Annotated in this window: 18 protein-coding genes; 14 read left to right on the plus strand and 4 right to left on the minus strand. The window is 25.6% G+C overall.

From position 1 onward, the window contains the following. The first annotated feature begins 215 nt into the window (after positions 1-215). From RYM86_RS05195 to RYM86_RS05220, 6 genes are all read left to right on the plus strand, one after another. Positions 216-1,346: a DNA repair exonuclease gene (locus RYM86_RS05195; RefSeq protein ID WP_315078365.1), complete on the plus strand. Its 1,131-nt coding sequence runs from the start codon at positions 216-218 to the stop codon at positions 1,344-1,346. Continuing rightward, entirely contained in the window at positions 1,336-4,074 is a 2,739-nt protein-coding gene (locus RYM86_RS05200; RefSeq protein WP_315078534.1) for an AAA family ATPase, read from the plus strand. The genes RYM86_RS05195 and RYM86_RS05200 overlap by 11 nt, the downstream gene beginning before the upstream one ends. A gap of 85 nt (positions 4,075-4,159) precedes the next feature. Next, complete coding sequence (locus RYM86_RS05205; protein WP_315078367.1) at positions 4,160-5,062, plus strand: metal ABC transporter solute-binding protein, Zn/Mn family; 903 nt, start codon at positions 4,160-4,162, stop codon at positions 5,060-5,062. A 136-nt stretch (positions 5,063-5,198) separates the two neighbouring features. Next, a complete protein-coding gene (locus RYM86_RS05210; protein ID WP_315078368.1) occupies positions 5,199-6,992 on the plus strand; it encodes a MutS-related protein in 1,794 nt (597 codons plus the stop codon). A 116-nt stretch (positions 6,993-7,108) separates the two neighbouring features. Then, positions 7,109-8,014: a 3'-5' exonuclease gene (locus RYM86_RS05215; RefSeq protein ID WP_315078371.1), complete on the plus strand. Its 906-nt coding sequence runs from the start codon at positions 7,109-7,111 to the stop codon at positions 8,012-8,014. Between the two features lie 112 nt (positions 8,015-8,126). Beyond that, a complete protein-coding gene (locus RYM86_RS05220) occupies positions 8,127-8,564 on the plus strand; it encodes a CBS domain-containing protein (protein WP_003369865.1) in 438 nt (145 codons plus the stop codon). Between the two features lie 337 nt (positions 8,565-8,901). Here RYM86_RS05220 and RYM86_RS05225 read toward each other — a convergent pair whose 3' ends face one another. From RYM86_RS05225 to RYM86_RS05235, 3 genes are read right to left on the minus strand one after another with little or no spacing between them, the layout of a single operon-like run. After that, positions 8,902-9,558, minus strand: a complete 657-nt coding sequence (locus tag RYM86_RS05225; protein WP_315078375.1) for a DUF1292 domain-containing protein — start codon at positions 9,556-9,558, stop codon at positions 8,902-8,904. 10 nt (positions 9,559-9,568) lie between these two features. Further along, entirely contained in the window at positions 9,569-10,222 is a 654-nt protein-coding gene (locus RYM86_RS05230) for a PspA/IM30 family protein (RefSeq protein ID WP_003374307.1), read from the minus strand. 35 nt (positions 10,223-10,257) lie between these two features. After that, positions 10,258-10,869: a hypothetical protein gene (locus RYM86_RS05235; protein WP_315078379.1), complete on the minus strand. Its 612-nt coding sequence runs from the start codon at positions 10,867-10,869 to the stop codon at positions 10,258-10,260. Positions 10,870-11,519: 650 nt separating this feature from the next. Here RYM86_RS05235 and rpsA point away from each other — a divergent pair. After that, positions 11,520-12,656 carry a 30S ribosomal protein S1 gene (rpsA, locus tag RYM86_RS05240; RefSeq protein WP_315078382.1) on the plus strand — a complete coding sequence of 379 codons (1,137 nt, stop codon included), beginning with the start codon at positions 11,520-11,522 and terminating at the stop codon, positions 12,654-12,656. Positions 12,657-13,015: 359 nt separating this feature from the next. Here the strand turns inward: rpsA and pyk are convergent, their stop codons facing one another. After that, positions 13,016-14,434 carry a pyruvate kinase gene (gene pyk, locus RYM86_RS05245; RefSeq protein WP_315078383.1) on the minus strand — a complete coding sequence of 473 codons (1,419 nt, stop codon included), beginning with the start codon at positions 14,432-14,434 and terminating at the stop codon, positions 13,016-13,018. 196 nt (positions 14,435-14,630) lie between these two features. Here pyk and RYM86_RS05250 point away from each other — a divergent pair, with 196 nt between their 5' ends. From RYM86_RS05250 to mreC, 7 genes are all read left to right on the plus strand, one after another. After that, positions 14,631-16,085, plus strand: coding sequence for an aminoacyl-histidine dipeptidase (locus tag RYM86_RS05250; RefSeq protein WP_315078384.1), 1,455 nt, complete (start codon positions 14,631-14,633; stop codon positions 16,083-16,085). Positions 16,086-16,397: 312 nt separating this feature from the next. After that, the gene (locus RYM86_RS05255; RefSeq protein WP_315078385.1) at positions 16,398-16,910 is read left to right on the plus strand and encodes a GNAT family N-acetyltransferase; all 513 of its coding nucleotides are present in this window, start codon (positions 16,398-16,400) and stop codon (positions 16,908-16,910) included. Between the two features lie 123 nt (positions 16,911-17,033). Next, on the plus strand, positions 17,034-17,690 hold the full coding sequence (locus tag RYM86_RS05260; protein ID WP_315078387.1) for an SPOR domain-containing protein: 657 nt from the start codon (positions 17,034-17,036) through the stop codon (positions 17,688-17,690). 236 nt (positions 17,691-17,926) lie between these two features. Then, a complete protein-coding gene (locus tag RYM86_RS05265) occupies positions 17,927-18,493 on the plus strand; it encodes a Maf-like protein (RefSeq protein WP_315078389.1) in 567 nt (188 codons plus the stop codon). Positions 18,494-18,536: 43 nt separating this feature from the next. After that, positions 18,537-19,226, plus strand: coding sequence for a DNA repair protein RadC (gene radC / locus RYM86_RS05270; protein ID WP_315078390.1), 690 nt, complete (start codon positions 18,537-18,539; stop codon positions 19,224-19,226). An 18-nt stretch (positions 19,227-19,244) separates the two neighbouring features. Continuing rightward, positions 19,245-20,348 (plus strand): rod shape-determining protein, encoded by a 1,104-nt coding sequence (locus tag RYM86_RS05275; protein WP_315078392.1) that lies wholly within the window; start codon positions 19,245-19,247, stop codon positions 20,346-20,348. A gap of 3 nt (positions 20,349-20,351) precedes the next feature. After that, positions 20,352-21,197: a rod shape-determining protein MreC gene (gene mreC, locus RYM86_RS05280; RefSeq protein ID WP_315078394.1), complete on the plus strand. Its 846-nt coding sequence runs from the start codon at positions 20,352-20,354 to the stop codon at positions 21,195-21,197. The last annotated feature ends 4 nt before the right edge of the window (positions 21,198-21,201 follow it).

A 21,201-nucleotide genomic window follows, 5' to 3' on the forward strand; every position in this document is an offset into this window, starting at 1 on the left:
TAAAACACAGTGTAAAAAAGTTCTTTCGTAATAGAGAAGATTATTACGAAAGAACTTATTTTATGTAAAATTTTCAAATTATATGAAAATAGTAGATATTTGAATTAATAGTATAAAATTCAAGAATGAAACGTTCTAAAGGGAGTATTAATTTTGGACTGTTATTAAATTTCATGATAAAATGAGAACTAAAGTTCGATAAAAAAGGTGATATTATGAAAAAAATAAAAATTTTGCATACATCCGATTTACATTTTGATACTCCGTTTAGTGGAATGAAAAATAATCAATCTATCAAATGTAGAGAAGAACTTAAAGAAGTTTTTGAAAAAATAATAAAAATTTCATTAGAAAATAATATCGATATTTTATTAATTGCAGGAGATATGTTTGATAATTTATCAGTAAATAAAAGTACATTGTATTTTTTGAAATCATGTTTTGAAAAAATAGATAAAGTAAAAATATTTATAAGTCCAGGTAATCATGATCCATATAATGAAAAATCTTTTTATAGTATGATCGAGTGGCCTAAAAATGTATATATATTTAAAGGCAATATGGAAAAAGTGGTTTTAGAAGATTTAAAAACTATTGTATGGGGAGCTGCTTTTACTCACAATTACATTTATGAATCTTTAATAAAAGATGTAAATAGAATTGATGGATATAACAATATAATGGTTATTCATGGAGAGATATCATCAAAAGAAAAGAATGAGTATAATCCTATAACTGAAGAAGAAATTGCTAAAAGTGATATGGATTATATAGCATTAGGACATAGACATAAGTATATTGGTGTTAATAAAGTATTAAACACCTGTTATGCATATAGTGGATGCCCACAAGGAAGAGGATTTGATGAATTAGATGATAAAGGAATTATATTATTAGAAATTTCTAATAGATATTGTGATTATAAATTTATAAAAACCTCTATTAGAAATTATTATGAAAAAGAAATAAATATAGAAGGTTGTTTTGGATACAATCAAGTTAAAAGTAAAATTTTTAATTGTATAGATAAAGAAAATATTAAAAATAATTCTTATAAAGTAATATTAACAGGAGAAATTAATGAGGAATTTAATTTAAGAGAAGAAATCATAGAAGATATGATAAGAAAAGATGATTACGATATAAGAGTCATAGATAAAACTGAAGTGAAAATAGATATGGATGAGCTACTGAAGGGGTATTCAATAAAGAGCTTATTTGCAAGAAAAATATATGAAGAACTAGAAAAAGCAGAAACAGAAGAAGAAAAAGAAATAATAAAATTAGCTTTAAAGAAAGGACTTCAAAGTTTATCGGGTGAAGAGGTGAGAGATTATAATTATTAAGCAAGTTAATATAGAAAATTTTGCAGGGATAAAAGGAAGAATTATAAGCTTTGCTAATAAATTTAACTTAATATATGGTGAAAATGAAAAAGGTAAAAGTACAATAGAAAATTTTATAAAGATATGGCTTTATGGATTTGAAAAAAATCGTGGCAAAGATAATGACAGGAAAAAGTTCACTCCATTAACTGGAGGAAAGATAAGTGGCGAATTAACAGTTGAACATGAAGGTACGACATATGTTATAAGAAGAAGTTTTGGATTAACTAAAAAAGAAGACACGTGTGAGATATTTGATGAAATAACTGGGGATAGAATAGAGATACCATATAATAATGAACCAGGAAAATATTTTTTAGATATAAATTCATCAACATTTTCTAAAACTTTATTTATAAACCAATTGGGGGTTATGGTAAATAAGGATAAAGAAGAAGAGATAATGGAGAAAATAACTAATACTTATAATTCAGGAGAAGAAAATGTGTCGTTTAAAAAAGCAATAGAAGTATTAGAAAAAGGAAAAAAGCAAATTAAGACAACTAGAAAATCTGGGGAATTAGATTTACTTATAGAAAAGAAAAACTTACTAAAAGAAGAACTGTGGAATGCGTATACTCTTTCACAAGAAAATATAGAAAATGAAGAAAAATTATTAAATAATAAAAATGAAAAAGAAGAAACAATAAAAAAATTAGATAGTTTAGAATTATATAAGAAGTATATAAAAAAGAGTAATTTACAAAAGGATTATTTAGAAATTGCTCAATATTTAAAGAAGAGTGAAGAACTTAAGAAAAAAGAAGAAGCAATAAATGAAGATCTAAATAAAAATTATACTAATATAAATAGTGAGTTTTTAGAAGAATTAAATAAAGAATACAACAGATATTTAAATCTAAATGATATAAAGCAAGAAAAGAAAAGAGAATTAAATATTTTACAAAATAAATTAAATGAAAAAAATAATGATTTTAAAGAATATAAAGTGTTAGATTCTATTTGTGAAGAGGATATAAAAGATAAATTATATGTATTAAAAATAGAACAGGAAAATTTAAAGGAAAAATTATATAAAATTGAATCTATAGAAAGTGCTATAGAAACTTTAAAAAAAGATTTAAACATTAGATCTAACAAAGTGAGTAACTTTGGGTATATAGCTAAATATAGAGATGAGATAGAGGAAAATATTAATTTATATAAAGATAAATTAAAAGAACTAAAATATAAATTAGAATCATATTCATCAAACAATGAGATTTGTTCTATAAAAAGTATTAAGAACAAGATGATTTTTATTTATGTATTGTTTGCTGTGTTTTTAGTAGCTTTATTTATAGGTATTTTTAAGAGGAATTTTATAATAGATATTTTAACAGTACCTTTACTAGCTATTTTGACTAAATTTTATTTAAAGTATTCACTAATAATGAAGGAAGCTTCTATTAAAGAAAAAGATAAAATTAGCATACAAAAGCTTAAAAATGAAGTAGAGAAATATGAAGAAAAATTGAATTTATATATGAAGGAATTTAATTGCAAGGATTATGAGAATTTAATAAAACAATTATCACAATATGATTCATATAAAATCTATAAAGAGAATATTTATATATCTATAAACTCTAAAGTTAAAGAACTTAATGACTTTAATATAGAAGAATTAAAGAATAAATATAATAAAAATAAGAAAGTATTAGAATCATTATTTAAATTATTAGAGTGTAATTCTATAGAAGAAGCAATAAATAAAGTAAATATATACAGTAAATTTAAAAAAGAATTATTACCAATGGAATATAAAATTAATTCATTAGCGTTAGAACTAAAAGAAATAGATATTCAACTAAAGGATAAGGAAGAAGATTTAAGAAAAAAGACAAAGGGAATGGAATTCGAAAATATTGACATATTAGATTTTCATATAAAAATCAAAGAGTATAAGGATAAAGTTAATAAAATAAGAGAAGTAAAAAGTAATCTTAATAGTGTAGAAGAAACATATAAGGTGCTTTTAAAAGATAAGAATATAGAAGAAATAAAAAAAGAAATAAAAAATATATTACCCGATGATTTGAGCTATTCTTATGAATCAGAAGAAGAGATAGAAAAAGAAATAAAGAAAAGTTCTAATAAATTATTAAAAACAGAAAAACAAATAAAAGATTTAGAGCATCTTATAGAAAAACGATATTTAGGTAAACGATCAATAGCTGAGATAGAAGAAGAGCTATATGATGCTCAAGAAAAAATTTTAAAATGTGAAAAAGAATTTAAGGCTTTAGAAGTAGCTTCTTTAAAGTTACAAGAATCATTTAAAGAACTAAGAAGTAATATAGGGCCTAAGTTGAACGATGAAGTGTTAAAAAATTTTAATTACTTAACATTAAAAAATTATAAAGATGTTAAAATATCTGAGGACTATAAGTTAAAGGTGAGAGATAATAGCTTATTGTTTGATTCTGAAATATTAAGTAATGGAGCTAAGGATCAGTTATATTTATCCCTAAGGTTATCATTTATAAATCTGTTATTTGAAAATAAGAAAGTACCCATATTTTTAGATGATGCATTTATACAATATGATGACAATAGAAGAGAAAGAGCATTAAGATTATTAATAAAAGAAGACTTTAATCAAGTAATATTTTTTACATGCCAAACAATAGAAAAAAATATTTTAGATAATATTTCAGAACATTATAATTTAATCCAATTAAGTTAATAATTATATTATAGTTTGACAATTATAATAAAATAAATTAAAATTATATTTGCAAATGCAAATCATATGCAAATAGGAGGACTTAATGAAAAAAAGATTTTTTTTAGCACTATCATGCATTCTAATGAGTTTATTTATTATTGGATGTTCTAATTCAAATTCAACGAATGAATCTAATAAAGTAAATGATGATAGTAAAAAGCTACAGGTTATGGTTTCAATTTATCCATTAAAAGAATTTACTGAAAAAATAGGCGGAGATAAAATTCAGGTTACTTGTTTAGTTCCTGAAAATATGGAACCACATGATTATGAACCAAAAACTAAAGATTTTGAAAAGCTTATGAATAGTGATATTTTTATTTATAATGGATTAGGAATGGAACATTGGATTGATTCAGTTAACAATGTAGTTTCTGATGATAAAGTATTAAAAGTAAATTCAAGCGATGGCATTGATGTTAGAAAAGAGGGCGAATTAGTAGATCCTCATTCATGGTTAAGTTTAATACAAGTACAGAAACAATGTGAAAATATAAAAGATGCACTTATAAGCTTGGATGAAGCAAATAAAGATACATATGAAACAAACTATAATAAATTTAAAGAAGAGTTACAAGGTTTATATGATGAATACTCAGCTAAGTTTAATGAGTTAAGTCAAAAAGATTTTATAACAGGTCATGCTGCTTTTGGTTATTTATGTAGGGATTTTGGGTTAGCTCAAAAATCTGTTGAAAATTTATATGGAGAGGGCGAACCTACTCCTAAAGAATTAGAGAATTTAGTTAATTTCTGTAAAGGAAATAGTATTAAAGTTATTTTTTCTGAATCTTTAGCAAGTCCTAAGGTTTCAGAAACATTAGCATCAGAAGTTGGTGCAGAGGTAGTTCCTATCTATACATTAGAATCAAGTGAAGATGATATGCGTTATTTAGATGCAATGAGAAATAATCTAGATAAGATATATAATTCTTTAAGTAAGTAAATAAAAAGTGAACCAATTTAGGTTCACTTTTTTAATTATATATAACTTTATAGCAATTTTGTTCATAATTTTTTTATTAAATGATGATATATGTGTTAAAATTACTATATTATTACTAATAATAGAGGGAGAGAATATGAGGAATTCAAAAGAATTTTATAAGAGTACTTTAAAAGAAAATATAATAAAAAGAGAGTCATTATTAAAAAAAATAAATATTATAAGTGTTATTAGGTTGGTAATAGTTCTTTTTATGTTAATAATTGATTATTTATTATATAAGACAAACAATTATATAGCCATAATATTTATAACCACTATATTTCTAATTATGTTTATAACGGTAGCATTACTTCATTCAAGCAAGCTAAGAGATAAAAATATTGCAGATATATTAATAGACATAAATCAAAAAGGTATTGATAGAATAAATGGAGATTTTAAAAAGTTTGAGGATAATGGTGCAGAATACTTAAATTATAAACATAAATTTACAAATGATTTAAATATATTTGGATCTAATTCTCTTTTTCAACTTACAAATTCTACAGTTACATCTGGGGGAAGAAAGAGATTAGCACAAATATTAAGCATTGAACAAAATATAAATAAAAAAGAGATACTAATAAGACAAGAAGCTATAAAAGAGTTATCTTCAAAAGTTCAATGGAGACAAAAATTTATAGTAAAAGGTTTAATGAATAAGTCATCAAAATTTAATTTGAATGATTTAATTAGTTGGGGTAAAGAGGAAAGCAAAGTAAGCAAAATAAATGTAATTATTAGCTGTATTTTTATAGTGACTAATTTTGTATCAATATTTTTAGCATTAAGTACTATATTACCATGGTCATTTGTTCTATTAGTATTTATGGTTGATTTTGTTGTACTTAAAATGTTAACAAAATCAATAAATAAAGACATAGTATTATTTAATAATATAAAACAAGATATTAATGGATATAGTGAAATATTAGAACTTATAGAAGATGAAAATTTTAATTCAGAATATTTAAAGGAACTAAAAAACAAAATATCTCATAAAGAAGTTAGTTGTAAGAGAGAAATGAAAAAACTAGCTAATTTAGCAGAATGGATAGGGGATAGTTCTTATAATGCATATTATTTAGTAATAAATATATTGTTTTTTTCTGATGTATTTATAATGAATAATTTAGAAAAATGGAGAAAAAATAATGGATTAAGGTTAATGGAATGGCTTAATGTAATGAATGAATTTGATGCATTAAATAGTATTTCTAATATAGCATTTGATCATGAGGAGTGGGTATATCCTAATATAGTAGATACTAGTGAAGTATATGGAGAAGAGATAGGTCATCCATTAATAGGAGATAAAGCAGTAAAAAATAGTTTTTCTTTAAATGGAATTCAAAAGGTTGCATTAATTACAGGTTCAAATATGTCTGGCAAAAGTACATTTTTAAGAAGCATAGGTTGTAATTTGGTATTAAGTTATATAGGAGCTCCTGTATGTGCAAAAAGGTTTAACTGTGGAATAATGAGTTTATATACATGCATTACAACAAGAGATAGTTTAGAAGAAAGTATTTCTTCATTTTATGCAGAAATTTTAAGAATAAAGATACTTATAGAAGCTTGTAAAAGAGGAGAAAAAGTATTTTTCCTTTTAGATGAAATATTTAAAGGAACTAATTCTAGAGATAGGCATACTGGAGCTACTGTATTAATAAATCAATTAATAAAATACGGTGCTATAGGACTTGTTTCAACTCATGATTTAGAATTATGTGATTTAGAAAAAGAAGATAACAAAATAATAAATTATAATTTTAGAGAATTTTATGAAGATGATAAAATAAAGTTTGATTATATACTTAGAAGAGGAAAGAGTGAGACTCAAAATGCTATTAATTTAATGAAATTAGCAGGAATAGATTTCATGTAGGGTGTAACAGCATTTTAGTCTTAAATATAATTAATATTTTAGTATAGAGTATATTTTTATACTAAAATATTAATTAAATTTTAACCAGAAGCATTGTATTAAGAGAGGAATTGGGTATGGGGTATGTAATAATTGATTTAGAATTTAATAATTTAAAAAATATAATTAAATATGATGAAAATTTTTTTGAGAAGTATAAGCATTTAGAAAATATAAATTTAGATAATGAAATTATAGAGATAGGTGCTATAAAAGTTGATAAATATATGAAGCAAGTGGCTGAAATGAGAGAATATATAAAGCCATCTGTATTTCCTGTTATGAATCCAATAGTAACTAATATAACAAAGATAACTATGGATACTTTAGAAAAAGAAGGAATAGCATTTAAACAAGGTATGGATAAATTAAAGGATATGATTGAAGATGGGGATGTTATATGTTCATGGGCTAAAGATGATATTGCTGAAATTATAATAAATTCTAATTATCATAATTATACTGATTTAAGTTGGATAAAGGAGTATTTAGATTTACAAGAATATTCAACTAAGATTCTAGGACATAAAAAAGCAATGGGATTAAAGAGTGCATTAGATGAATTGAAAATTAAGGTTGATAATACAAAACTTCATGATGCATTAAATGATGCTGAATACACTTTACTTGTATTTAAGCACATATACAATTCTAGAATAGTTAAAAATTATATAATTAATGATATATATAGTATGCCTGCAATACACGTAAAAGATTTAGAAAATATAAATATAAATGAAGAAAAGTTAGATATAAGATGTCCTAAGTGTAACAAAAGAATAGATTTAAAAGAAAATTTCAAGTTACTAAATTGGAGATTTGTATCAATAGGTATTTGTCCTAAATGTAATAGTAAGATATTAAGTGAGTTAATAGTTAAAAGAACACTTCAAGGTAAAAATGCCTATAATGAAGTAAACACTATACTTAAAGAAGAGGCTTATCTAAATTATTACTATAAATTGGAGAAATTAAATTCATAGTAATAAAGGTTTTCACAGCAATAAAGGTTTTCATTAAAGATTTTTTTATAAAAATATGTTAATATATAAGTATACAAGAATAAATAATATTAGTACAAGAGAGGATTTTGTCATGAATATAGCATTTTTTCTTACTCCAAAGAATGAAGTTGTATATGAAAGTGAAGATGCAACAATGAGACAAGTTATGGAGAAGATGGAGCGATACGGATACACAGCTATTCCACTTATTGATAAAGAAGGAAAGTATGTTGGAACATTAACAGAAGGAGATTTGTTATGGAAATTAAAAAATACTCCTGACCTAAATTTTAAGAATACTGAATGTGTAAACGTAAGTGATATAAGCCGAAGAATATCTCATAAATCTGTTTCCATTAATGCTGATATAGAGAATTTAATATCATTAGCTATAAGCCAGAATTTTGTTTCAGTAGTTGATGATAATGGAATATTTATAGGAATAATAAAGAGAAGTGATATAATAAATTATTGCTTTAACGAAATAAAGAAAAACAATGAAATGAAGAAGAAAAAAGAAATAGTATAAATGATAAAGCTGTATTGAAATTAATTCAATACAGCTTTATTGTTATAATAATTGACTATGTTGTAAATATATGTTGATATATACAATAGGCAAAGTGGCATTGTAATTGGGCTTTTGGAATACTTAATGAGTATTGTCACATTTACTGCTTGTCAAAAGTGAATGTCCAAATTTTATATTTGGTAACATGAACTTTCACACAGTACAATTTTATATTGGGAGCAAGCTAAAATGGGACTATAATCATTTTTAGTATTCCTAAGTTCAATTACTCAGTCCACTTTGCTTATGCATATATCAACACTATACTAAAACATAGTCTAATAAAATTACATCTTTAATAATCAGCGTTTTGATAAGTTTCAACTATAAAATCAAATTCATCTACATCAGTAATCTCTCCATAAGAATTTCCTCTTATTTCGGGATAGTAGTATAATACTAATTTATCATTAGATGAAGATACATTTTCTAGTATTATATATTGTTTATCATTAATGCAATTTTCAAGTGTAGCTAAAACTTTATATTTAGATGAATTACCAGTATCATTATTTGTTAAATCTATAATAAAGTTATCATGTTTTCTGACATTGACCTTTTCTTTATCACATGATTTAATATAAGATCCGAATCTACAGCTTGTGCATGATTTAAATTTACAATCAAAAGTACAATTTAGACAAGCACATTTACTGCAATTTTCTAATTCTTTAAAAGATTGCTTATTTTCATTCTTGAAAGATTCTAAATTATTTAAAGAGCTATTTGATTTAAATAATTTTAATAATCCACCTTTTTTGCAATCTAATTCTGCGGAATCTAAAAGTTTAATATAATTTTTTAATACAGAAGATTTAACATAATATTTTCTGTTTTTTAATTTTTCTTCAGAGAGAAATGGGGCATTTTCACTTATAGAATAAGCTATATCAGTATAAATTTTCCCCCAATAATTCTTCTCATCATTAATAAAATCTAAATCTTTACTCATATAAATTCACCTAGTTATTATCTTTGTATTTTTCTAATTCAAGGTCTAAATCAACTTCATTTAATTTTTCAAATTGGCTATCAAAATCATCTAAATCTTTTAGTTCACTTAAACCTTTTGCACGAGATTCAGTTCTTTGAATTTTTCTTTCTATATTATCAATTTGTATTGAGTTATTTTTAGTTTGTACATTGGCTAATACTTCGTTTATTTTTTCTGAAGCTTGAGCATTAGAGTATCTAGCAGCAGCTTCATCCCTATAGTTTCTAGTCTTAGTTATTTCTTCTTCTAATTCTTTTAAGCTTTTCTTTAATGCATCAGCTTGAACTTTAGAATTATCATAGCTTAATTTTAAAGAATCATATTTTTTATCAATTTCCATTTTTCTAGATAAAGCTTTTTTAGCTAACTCTTCATCACCTTTAGATAAAGCAAGTTTTACCTTTGATTCAAAATCTTCAGATTGTTTCTTTGCATCATTCATATTCTTTTCTATTTCATGAACATTTCCTAAAATTTGTGCAGAATTTAATTTAGCTTTACTAAGTTGTTCTTCCATTTCTCTTAATTTTTGATCTAATAATTCTATTGGATTTTCCATTTCATCTAAAGTATTATTTACCTTTGCCTTAAACATATTTGATATTCTTGAAAAAACTCCCATGAAAATGCCTCCTAAATATTTTTTATTATTATCTATTATTTTCTTTTTATTTTTAAATAAAGTTTTATTAACATTAAAATTACAAAGAACATTAGTGCTAATACTAAAGCATTAATTATTAAGCTTGAAGGTGATCCCAAATACATAGGACTAAAAAATCTAGAACCTCCATACCAGCCAAGTCCCCCTGAATTTGATGATGGTGTATATGTTTTTGATTCACTTTTCTGCGTACTACTATTTGTACTTGATGAATTTGAATCGTTTTGATTATCAGTAGAAGAATATGATCCACTGCTAAACCCTTTTGAAGCACCACTGCTAGTTTCATTGGAATCAGTAGTTGTTTTATCTATGTTTGAAGAATTTGTATTACTATTGTTTTTTGTGTCAGAAAAACTTCCTGATTTAAATCCTTCAGCACTCTTATCAGTGGTATTTTTTTTACTAGAGCTACTGGAACTGTTATTTTCACTAGAAGATTTACTTGAAGAAGAGCTGTTAAAACTTCCTGATTTAAATCCACTAGAGCTTCCAGAACTTTTACTGCTAGATTTTGAACTACTTGAGCTCTTACTGCTAGATTTGGATCCACTTGAACTCTTACCACCAGATTTAGCTAATAAGTTAGTGCTTGTTGATTTCAATATACTAGCATCTATATTACTATCTGCGTAAGCAATTAAATTATTATTAGTATTATGGTTTACATTAGATATAAGTTCTAATGGTAAACTGGAAATGCTAAATAAAAAAACTAGTAATATAGTAAATATATGTTTTTTCTTAATCTTAAAAATAGTGAGCACCCCCTAAAAGATTATAGATTTATTATAGATAAAATACCTAGACTACACAATATGGAAAAACAACTAAAAATGTTAAAGAGAGAAAAATAAAGTTAAGTAACTCTTTATATCTCTATTTATCTAATATTTAATGATAAATAAAAACTTTTAAAGAGTTATGATATAACCCTTTAAATTTAAGCGTAAATTAAAAATTATGTTTTAAAAATGTATTGATATAAAAATATGCAAATCTTGATTTTCATTTTATGATTTTTACCTAACAATTATAAAATTCCAATTATAAAGCCACTTCACTTATTGGATATATCAACATATAATTAAAATAGAGATAAATTAAAATGTGTGAATTCTTGTATAAATTAGATTAATAGATTAAAATTATATTAATTAAGCTTTAGTTTATTAGATATTTTAAATGATTGGCTATAGATTAAATATTAATAAGTATTAAAAGGATAGCTAAATAATATTAAGGAAGTGATTAAATGTCAGATAATACTATGAAAAGTTTTTTAGAAGAATATGATGTGAAAAGAATAAATAAGGGTCAAATACTAAAAGGAAAAGTTTTAGAAGTTAATGAAAAGGAAGCAGTAGTAAATATAAATTATGCATTTGATGGATTAATAGCTAAAGAAGAAGTATCAATAGATGATAAAAATCCTATGGATGTACTTAAAGTTGATGACGAGATAGATGTATACGTTATATCTCCAAATGATGGTGAGGGCTATGTTAAGCTATCACTTATTAAGGCATTAGTTATTAAAGAAAAAGAACAATTACAAAAAGCTTTTAAGGAAGAAAAAAATGTTAAGGTATATGTAAAAGATGAAATTAAGGGTGGACTAATTTCTTATTATGGTAATATAAGAGTATTTATCCCAGCTTCATTAGCATCAAGAAATATGATAGATTTAAGTACATTAAAGAATAAAGAATTAGAAATTAGAATAATAGAACTAGATTTTAGAAATAACAAAATAGTTGCATCAAGAAAAGTAATTGAAAATGAGGAATATGAAAAGAATAGAAAAGTTATATGGAATTCTTTAAAAGAAGGAGAAAAAAGAACAGGAGTAGTTAAAAAGTTAGTTAAATATGGTGCTTTTGTTGATATTGGTGGAGTAGAAGGATTAGTTCATATATCAGATTTATCTTGGACTAGAGTAAGTAGACCAGAAGAAGTAGTAAAAGAAAATGATAAAGTTGAAGTGTATATAGGTTCAGTTGATATAGAAAAACAAAAATTATCTTTAGTATTAAAAGATATAAATAAAGAACCTTGGACTTTACATACAAATGAAATTAAGTCAGGAATGATATTTGAAGGTAAAGTTGTAAAGTTTACTTCATTTGGAGCATTTGTTGAAATATTTGAAGGAATAGAAGGGTTAGTTCATATTTCAGAAATAACTGATGAAAATATTGCTAAACCATCTGACGTATTGGAATTAAATCAAAAGGTAAAAGTTAAGGTATTAGACTTTAACAAAGAAGGTAAGAGATTATCTTTAAGTATAAAAGATGCAGTAGAAACTAGTAAAGAATATTTACAATATGTAGATGAAGAAGATGGAGTATCATTAGGAGAATTATTTAAAAATTTTAAATTTGAATAATTTTATTACATATGATACATGCAAATTTATATATTGTATACATCAATAGTTAAAAAAATTAGTAAGGCTATGTTTTAAATGTGTATTCATATATGTAATAGGCAAAGTAGCATTGTAATTGGATTTTGAGAATACTTAATGAATATTGTCACATTTACTGCTTGTCTCAATTTTATATTGGGAGTAAGCTAAAATGGGACTATATTCATTTTTAGTATTCCTAAGTTCAATTACTCAGTCTACTTTACTTATACATATATTAATACATAGATTTAAATAAGCTGTTTCAAATACAAGGGATATTGTATGTTGAAACAGCTTATTTTAGTTTTAAAGTATTTTAAATTTAAAAATAAATATTATAATTTCTCTATTTTTAACATATTTGTTCCGCCAGTTTGAGTTGTTGGCATTCCAGCAGCAACTACAATATCATCACCTGGTAGAGCAAAGTTTAATTCGAATACTGATCTTCTAGCTTCTACTAAGATTTCATCAGTAGTATTATATATTTCACAAAGCATTGGTAATACACCAAAAGTTAAAGATAAGCTTCTTCTTACTTGTTCGTAAGGAGTTATTGCTATAATAGGAGACTTTGGTCTATATCTTGAAATTATAGTAGCAGTAGCACCACTTTTAGTAGCAGCTACTATTGCAGCTGCATTTAATAAGTTTGAAGTTCTACAAGCTGTATAACTTATTGCACCAGCATAATCAGTAAGAGAGGGTTCTCTTAATCTTGCTGTTAAGTTATCATAATCCAAATGAGCCTCTGCTTCTTGTGCAATTTCAGACATTGTTGTGGCAGCTTCAATTGGGAAATTTCCAGATGCACTTTCGCCACTTAACATGATAGCATCAGTTCCATCAAATATAGCATTACAAATATCACTTGCTTCAGCTCTAGTTGGTAAAGAGTTTCTAATCATTGAATCAAGCATTTGAGTTGCTGTTACAACGAATTTTCCTGCATCATTACATTTTCTAATTATCATTTTTTGAATTATAGGAACTTTTTGAATAGGAATTTCAACTCCCATATCTCCTCTAGCAACCATTACCGAGTCAGTTTGTTCTATTATAGAATCTATGTTATCTACGCCTTCTTGATTTTCAATTTTAGCTATTACTTTAATATGTTTACCATTATTTTCAGAAAGTATTTTCTTTACATCAGCTACATCACTAGCTTTTCTTATAAAAGATGCTGCTATAAAGTCTACACCCATTTCACAACCGAATTTTATATCAGCTATATCTTTTTCTGTTACTGAAGGTAGTCTTATTATTACGTTAGGAACGTTAACACCTTTGTGATTTTTAATCATTCCGCCAACAGTTACAGCACATCTAATAGATTTACCTTCAACTGCTATAACTTTGAATCTTAAAAGACCATCATCAACAAGAATTTCTCCACCTATTTGTATGTCTTTGTAAAGTTCTTCATAAGTAATAGAGCATCTTTCTTCATCACCAAGAAGTTCATCTCCGCATACAAAACAGAATTCTTGGCCAGTTTTTAATTCTACGCCATCGTTTATAAAGTTATGTGTTCTTATCTTAGGTCCTTTTATATCTAAGACGATTGCAGTAGGAGTCCCCATATCTTCTCTTACTTTTTTTATTAATTCTATCTTCTCTCTGTGTGATTCATAAGTACCATGCGAAAAATTTAATCTTGCCGCATTCATGCCGATTCCTATAAATTTTCTTATAATCTCCTCATTATCACTTGCAGGTCCAATAGTAAAAATCATTTTAGTTTTTTGCATATAAACACCTCTCCTATAAATTTTAATACCTTTTTATATTTATGTAATATTAAAGCCTAATAATAAAATTAGCTAAATTATATAATATTAATTTAGTTTTATGATAAAATTAATAAATAATACATTTTATTTTAATAATAAGCTTAATTAGTACATATGTTAATTTTATCACATATTTAGGGAGGAAAGAATAATTATGAGAAAATTTCAACAAATTAATTGTGAAAAAGTTTTTTATTACTTCAATGAAATATCTAGAATACCTAGAGGTTCAGGGAATGAGAAGGGAATAAGCGATTATTTGCTTAATTTCGGGAAAAGTCTAGGATTAGAAGCAATCCAAGATGATGCTTTAAATATAATTATAAAAAAACCAGCGTCACCAGGATATAAAAAATCTCCAAAGGTAATAATCCAAGGTCATATGGATATGGTCTGTGAAAAAAATAACGAAAAAGTGCATGATTTTACCAAAGATCCTATAGAACTAGTGACTAAAGATGATTTTATTTATGCCAGTGGTACAACACTTGGAGCTGATGACGGTATTGCAGTAGCGTATGCAATGGCAATATTAGAAGATAATACATTAGAACATCCAGCAATAGAAGTTCTACTTACAAGTGATGAAGAAGCAGGTATGAGTGGAGCAATGGCTTTAAAGTCAGGATGTTTAGATGGAAAAATAGTAATAAATTTAGATTCTGAAGATGAAGGTAAGTTATTAGTAAGCTGTGCAGGTGGTATAAGAACAAAATCTACTTTAAATGTACAATGGGAGAATGCTAAAAAAGGTAAAAAAGCTTTTAAACTTATTATAAAAGGTTTAAGTGGAGGGCATTCAGGGTCTGACATACATTTAGGAAGAGGAAACTCTAATAAACTTATAGGAAGAGTATTAAAAAATATACTTAACCAAATGGAATTGAATTTAGTATCATTAAACGGTGGATCTAAAAATAATGCTATACCAAGAGAAGCAATTGCAGAATTATTAATAGATACAAATAAGGAACAAGAACTTTTAAATATAATTTCTACTTTAAGAGAAGAGTTTAAAAATGAATTTAGAATTAAAGATCCTAATGTTCAATTAGAAATAGAAGAATTAAAAGAAAATATAGAAAAAGTATTTTCAAAAGAAAGCACAGAGAATGTAATAAATCTCTTATACTTATATCCTAATGGAATAAATACAGTAAGTTCTGATATTGAAGGTTTAACTGAAAGTTCAACTAATATAGGAGTTCTTACAACAAAAGAAGATCATGTAGAATATGATAGTGCTGTTAGAAGTTCAGTATTTTCTTTAAGAGAGGAAATAGTTGAAAGAATAAGATGCTTAACTGAAATTTTAGGAGGTACTGTTTCTAATACAGCAGGATATCCAGAATGGCAATATAAAGAAGAATCTAAGATAAGAGAAATTTGTAAAGATGTTTACAAACAAATGTATAATGAAGAAGCAGAAGTTGTGGCAATTCATGCTGGTGTAGAATGTGGATTATTTAAGGAAAAATTAGGAGACTTAGATATGATAAGTTTCGGACCAGATATATTTGATGCACATACTCCAAATGAACATATGAGTATTTCTTCTGTAGAAAGAGTATGGAGTTATTTATTAGAAGTATTAAAGAAAATCAAATAGTAATATATTAAGTCATAATTTTATATGCAAATGATTAAAGGTATGTAGTAAAGCTTTTTTAGTTTTTATTACATACCTTTATTTTATAAGGTTTTATAGTGGTCTTAAAATTAAGGCAAATTAAGGTAGAGAAAAATTTAGATGAGAATTGAAATTGGAAAGCGTAAAGATTAGGGGGGAAACTATTATTTAAAATTTAAAATAATATAACGAATATTTCTATTTAATAAAGGAAAAATATATCTTCATAAAGAATTATTACTTAATATAGAATTACTATATTATAACAAATTGAAAGAGGGGATATATGTATTGATAGATATTGAATTTTATTATGAAGACTTTAAAATAACCAGTGTAAAAAAAAGTGATATAAATATATTAAATGAATGGATAATATTAAATGATAAATTTAGTGTAGACTTATTTTCTTTAGACAAACAATTATTCTTTAGAAGATTTTTAGAATATTATTTAACAGAAGAGGAACTATTTTTAAAAATAGAAAAAGATAATGAGATTTATGGAGTGTTCAAAGGACGACTGGATTTACAAGAGAAATCAGAGCTATTTATATGGCTATATTTAATAGATTCAAGATTCAGAAATAAAGGTCTTGGAAAAAATATTTTAATGGAAATTTTACAATATTTTAAGAGTCGATATTATATAGACTCTTTTAAAGTAGGTGTAAATTTAAAAAACGAAAAAGCTATTAAATTTTGGAATAATGTTGGATTTAATAAACTAAGAATCACAAAAAACTTTTTTGAAGATAATAAATATGAAACATCGGACTTAGTAATCTTAAATAAGATATCATAATTAAAAATAAATTTATAAATTAAAATACCTAACATAATTCATATAAATGTAAAGTTAATAATAAATATATTATTACAAATGTAATTAATAAATTTTACATAACTTAATTTTAGGAGGTATTTTATGAAATATACTAGATATGAATATAAAAAACATGGGAAGATGAAACCTATATTTATAATACTGATAATAGCTTTATTATCAATTTTAATGGGAATGTATTTTAGTAAATTCATATTTAAGGGGAATTTAGATATTAGTTCATTCAATCAACAAGAAACTGTTATTTCAGATCAAGAATTTATAGCGCTACAATTTGGATATTATTCTAATAAAGATAATGCAGAAACAGCAATGAAAACAATACCTTCTAAATATAATTCTTATATCGTTGAAGAAGAGGATCATTATAGAGTTGTTATAGGATTATATTCTAAAGAAGATAGTGAAAAGGAATTAGAAAATTTAATATCTCAAGGAATAAATGCTGTGAAAATTAATTTTAGTATATCTAAAGAAAATTTAGAACAAAATAAAATTGCAGAACTTATAAATGCATTTTTAAAGATAAATAACACCTTAGAAGATGAAAATGTAAAAAGTGTAAAAACATCTGATTATAAAGCTTGGTGTTTAAATATTACAAATAAAGATAACTTGGATGAAAATAATAGCTTAAAAAAAATCAGTGATTATATAAATAATTTGCCAGATGAAGTAAATAAAAGCAATGTAAATGAATATTTAAAATACTTTTATGAAAGATTAAAAAATATGTAATAGAATAATTATTACAATAAAATTAAATTTTTATAAAAGTGTTACAAGTTGCTTTAACGTACTTGTTTAAGAACTAGTTAAATGATAAACTATATTGGTGTAGTAAGTGACTGTAATAAGTTGTCACAATTACTACACCTTATATATTTTAATTATTAAAAATATATAGTATGTCTATAATTATTATAAATTAAGAAAAATTTATTTGATGATAATTATTAAAGGGATGTGATTATATGAAAGTAATATTGGCATCTGCATCACAAAGAAGGCAAGAATTACTAATCAGATTATGTGATGATTTTGATATAATGGTTAGTGATTTTGATGAAGAAAAAGTGGTCTTTGAAAATTCAATTGATGAGTATGTTCAAAATATAGCATTAGGAAAAGCAATGGACATTAAAGAGAAAATAAAAGAAGATGCTATAATAATATCAGCAGATACTATAGTTACATTAGATGATAAGATACTTGGAAAACCTAAAGATGAAGAAGATGCATTCAACATGATTAAATTACTTCAAGGAAGAAGCCATAAGGTTTATTCAGGAGTAGTGGTTATTAACATTAAAAAAGATTTAATTATAAAAAATAGTGTTGCTACAGAAGTTGTTTTTTCAAAAATGAATGACGATGAGATTAGAAAATACATAAAAACTAAGGAACCTTTGGATAAGGCAGGAGCCTATGGAATACAAGGTATAGGTGGGATTTTTGTTAAAGAAATTAGAGGCTGTTACTACAATGTTGTAGGACTTCCTTTAAATAAATTAAAAACTATGCTTGAAGAAGCTATATAGTATTAAGGGATGGGGTATCTAAAATATTAAGAGGAGAGTATTTATGGAAAATAGTCTTAAAATTAAGGATATACCTAAAAATGAAAGACCTAAAGAGAAATTATTATCGTATGGAGCGGATACTTTAAATAATTCAGAATTATTAGCAATAATACTTAGAACTGGTACTAAAGGTGAAAATGTGCTTCAACTTAGCAATAGGCTATTATCAGAATTTCAAGGGTTAGATGGAATTTTAGAAGCCAGTTTAGATGATATAACATCAATAAAGGGAATAAAAGAAGGTAAGGCTTCTCAAATATTAGCTTTAGCTGAACTTTTTAAGAGATTTAGAACATTTAAATCAGCGGATAGAGATATAAAAATTATGTATCCTAATGATTTAGCAATGCTAATTAATGGAGAAATGAGTTTATTAAAGCAAGAAATATTAAAAGTAATATTTCTAAATACTAAAAATATTGTCATTGGCACAAAAGATGTATTTAAAGGTAGTCTTAATACATCTATCGTCCATCCAAGAGAAATCTTTAAGGAAGCAGTAAATAAAAGTAGTGCTAAAATAATAATATCTCATAATCATCCATCAGGAGATCCCACGCCAAGTAAAGAGGATATAAATATAACTCTTAGAATAAAAGAGTGTGGTGAAATTATGGGTATTCAATTGCTTGATCATATAATAATTGGAAAGAATGGTTTTATAAGCTTAAAAGAAAAAGGATTTATATAATTGAAAGGGGAAAATACAATGGCATTTTTTGGATCTGGAAAAGATATGGGAATAGATTTAGGAACAGCAAACACTTTAGTATTTGCGAAAGGAAAAGGAATAGTTTTAAGAGAACCTTCTGTTGTAGCAATGAACAATATAACTAGAAAACCACTAGCAGTAGGTTCAGAAGCTAAACTTATGATAGGAAGAACACCAGGAAACATAGTTGCAATAAGACCTTTAAGAGATGGAGTAATTGCAGATTTTGATGTAGCTCAAACAATGTTAAAGAAATTAATAGAAAAAGTTTCTACTAAAAACGCATTTAAGAGCCCAAGAATAATAGTTTGTTATCCATCAGGAATTACAGAGGTAGAAAAAAGAGCAATCGAAGAAGCTACTAAATTAGCTGGTGCAAGAGATGTTATATTAATGGAAGAACCAATGGCAGCAGCTATTGGAGCAGGATTACCAGTTAGTGAACCAACAGGTAGTATGATAGTAGATATCGGTGGAGGAACAACTGAAGTTGCTATTATATCATTAGGTGGTATAGTAACAAGCAGATCATTAAGGGTTGCTGGAGATGAATTAGATCAAGCAATAATTTCTTATATTAAGAAAGAATTTAATTTAATGATTGGTGAAAGAACATCAGAACAAATTAAAATGGAAATAGGCTCAGCTCACGTAACTAAAAAACAATTTAATAATTCAGTAAATGTTGAAGCAGCAAGTGAAGCTGATGAAGAAAATGATAAGGTAAATGAAGTAGTTGAGTTCAATGATGATAATAGAACTATGGAAATAAAAGGTAGAGACATGATAAGTGGTTTACCTAAAGTAATAGAAATTACAGAATCTCAAATAAGAGAAGCTTTAAGAGAGCCAGTATGTGCTATTATTGAAGCAATAAAAACAACACTAGAAAAAACACCACCAGAATTAGCAGCAGATATTATGGATAAGGGAATCATGTTAGCTGGTGGAGGAGCTTTATTAAAAGGCTTGGATATTTTAATAAATGAAGAAACAAATATGCCTGTACATATAGCAGAGGCACCTCTTGATTGTGTAGTTTTAGGCGCTGGTAAAGCTCTAGAAGATTTTGATAAGATAAGCAAAGATCAAAGAGGTTAGTAAATGAAATTTCTTAAAAACAAACTGGCAGTAACTATTATAGTGCTGTCAGTTACATTTTTAGGACTTATAGTTTATACAGTCAAGAGAGAGAATAAAACTGTTATTGAAAATGGTGCTAGTAATGCGTTGAAACCAGCTCAAACGCTTATTTATAAGGCAACAAATACAGTGAAAGAAACATTAGATTTCTTTTTAAATTTTTCAGAAGTTAAAAATCAAAGTAAAAATCTAACATTAGAAAATGAAGAACTTAAAAGTAAACTTATACAATATTCAAATTTAGAAGAAGAAAATGAAAGATTAAGATCAATTGTAAATTTTGCAGAGCAAAATAACAATTACAATTACATAGGATGCGATATAATCGGATATAGCGGTGGAAATTTTTTAGATGGATATATAGTTAATAAGGGTGAGAATGAGGGTATAAAAAAAGGTATGGTTGTTATGGCTGCACAAGGTCTTGTAGGTCAAGTAACATCAGTGGGAAGTAACTGGAGTATAGTTCAATCATTAATAAATGAAAACATAGCTGTAAGCGTTATGGTTGAAAGTACTAGAGAATCAACTGGATACTTAAAAGGATATAAAGACAATAAAAATAGAAATTTAGCTAAGGTATACAATCTACCAATTGATTCAGAAGTAAAAGAGGGTGATGTAATAATTACATCAGGTGTTGGAATGATTTATCCTAAGGAAATTAAAATAGGGGAAGTTACTGATGTTCAGGAAGATAAAATAAAAGTTATGAAGAGTGCTGTTGTAAAACCTTATGTAGATTTCAATAAGCTAGAAGAATTATTTATTGTATCTCCTAAAGACACAAGAGAAATAAAATATTAGGAGT

Source organism: uncultured Clostridium sp. (assembly GCF_963527835.1).
Taxonomy (GTDB): domain Bacteria; phylum Bacillota; class Clostridia; order Clostridiales; family Clostridiaceae; genus Clostridium.

What these genes read in the sequence shown, in the direction of transcription:
- RYM86_RS05195 (WP_315078365.1), top strand. Translation starts at nt 216, where the DNA reads ATGAAAAAAATAAAAATTTTGCATACATCCGATTTACATTTTGATACT.
- RYM86_RS05205 (WP_315078367.1), top strand. Translation starts at nt 4,160, where the DNA reads ATGAAAAAAAGATTTTTTTTAGCACTATCATGCATTCTAATGAGTTTA.
- RYM86_RS05210 (WP_315078368.1), top strand. Translation starts at nt 5,199, where the DNA reads ATGAGGAATTCAAAAGAATTTTATAAGAGTACTTTAAAAGAAAATATA.
- RYM86_RS05215 (WP_315078371.1), top strand. Translation starts at nt 7,109, where the DNA reads ATGGGGTATGTAATAATTGATTTAGAATTTAATAATTTAAAAAATATA.
- RYM86_RS05220 (WP_003369865.1), top strand. Translation starts at nt 8,127, where the DNA reads ATGAATATAGCATTTTTTCTTACTCCAAAGAATGAAGTTGTATATGAA.
- RYM86_RS05225 (WP_315078375.1), bottom strand. Translation starts at nt 9,558, where the DNA reads ATGAGTAAAGATTTAGATTTTATTAATGATGAGAAGAATTATTGGGGG.
- RYM86_RS05230 (WP_003374307.1), bottom strand. Translation starts at nt 10,222, where the DNA reads ATGGGAGTTTTTTCAAGAATATCAAATATGTTTAAGGCAAAGGTAAAT.
- rpsA (WP_315078382.1), top strand. Translation starts at nt 11,520, where the DNA reads ATGTCAGATAATACTATGAAAAGTTTTTTAGAAGAATATGATGTGAAA.
- pyk (WP_315078383.1), bottom strand. Translation starts at nt 14,434, where the DNA reads ATGCAAAAAACTAAAATGATTTTTACTATTGGACCTGCAAGTGATAAT.
- RYM86_RS05250 (WP_315078384.1), top strand. Translation starts at nt 14,631, where the DNA reads ATGAGAAAATTTCAACAAATTAATTGTGAAAAAGTTTTTTATTACTTC.
- RYM86_RS05260 (WP_315078387.1), top strand. Translation starts at nt 17,034, where the DNA reads ATGAAATATACTAGATATGAATATAAAAAACATGGGAAGATGAAACCT.
- RYM86_RS05265 (WP_315078389.1), top strand. Translation starts at nt 17,927, where the DNA reads ATGAAAGTAATATTGGCATCTGCATCACAAAGAAGGCAAGAATTACTA.
- radC (WP_315078390.1), top strand. Translation starts at nt 18,537, where the DNA reads ATGGAAAATAGTCTTAAAATTAAGGATATACCTAAAAATGAAAGACCT.
- RYM86_RS05275 (WP_315078392.1), top strand. Translation starts at nt 19,245, where the DNA reads ATGGCATTTTTTGGATCTGGAAAAGATATGGGAATAGATTTAGGAACA.
- mreC (WP_315078394.1), top strand. Translation starts at nt 20,352, where the DNA reads ATGAAATTTCTTAAAAACAAACTGGCAGTAACTATTATAGTGCTGTCA.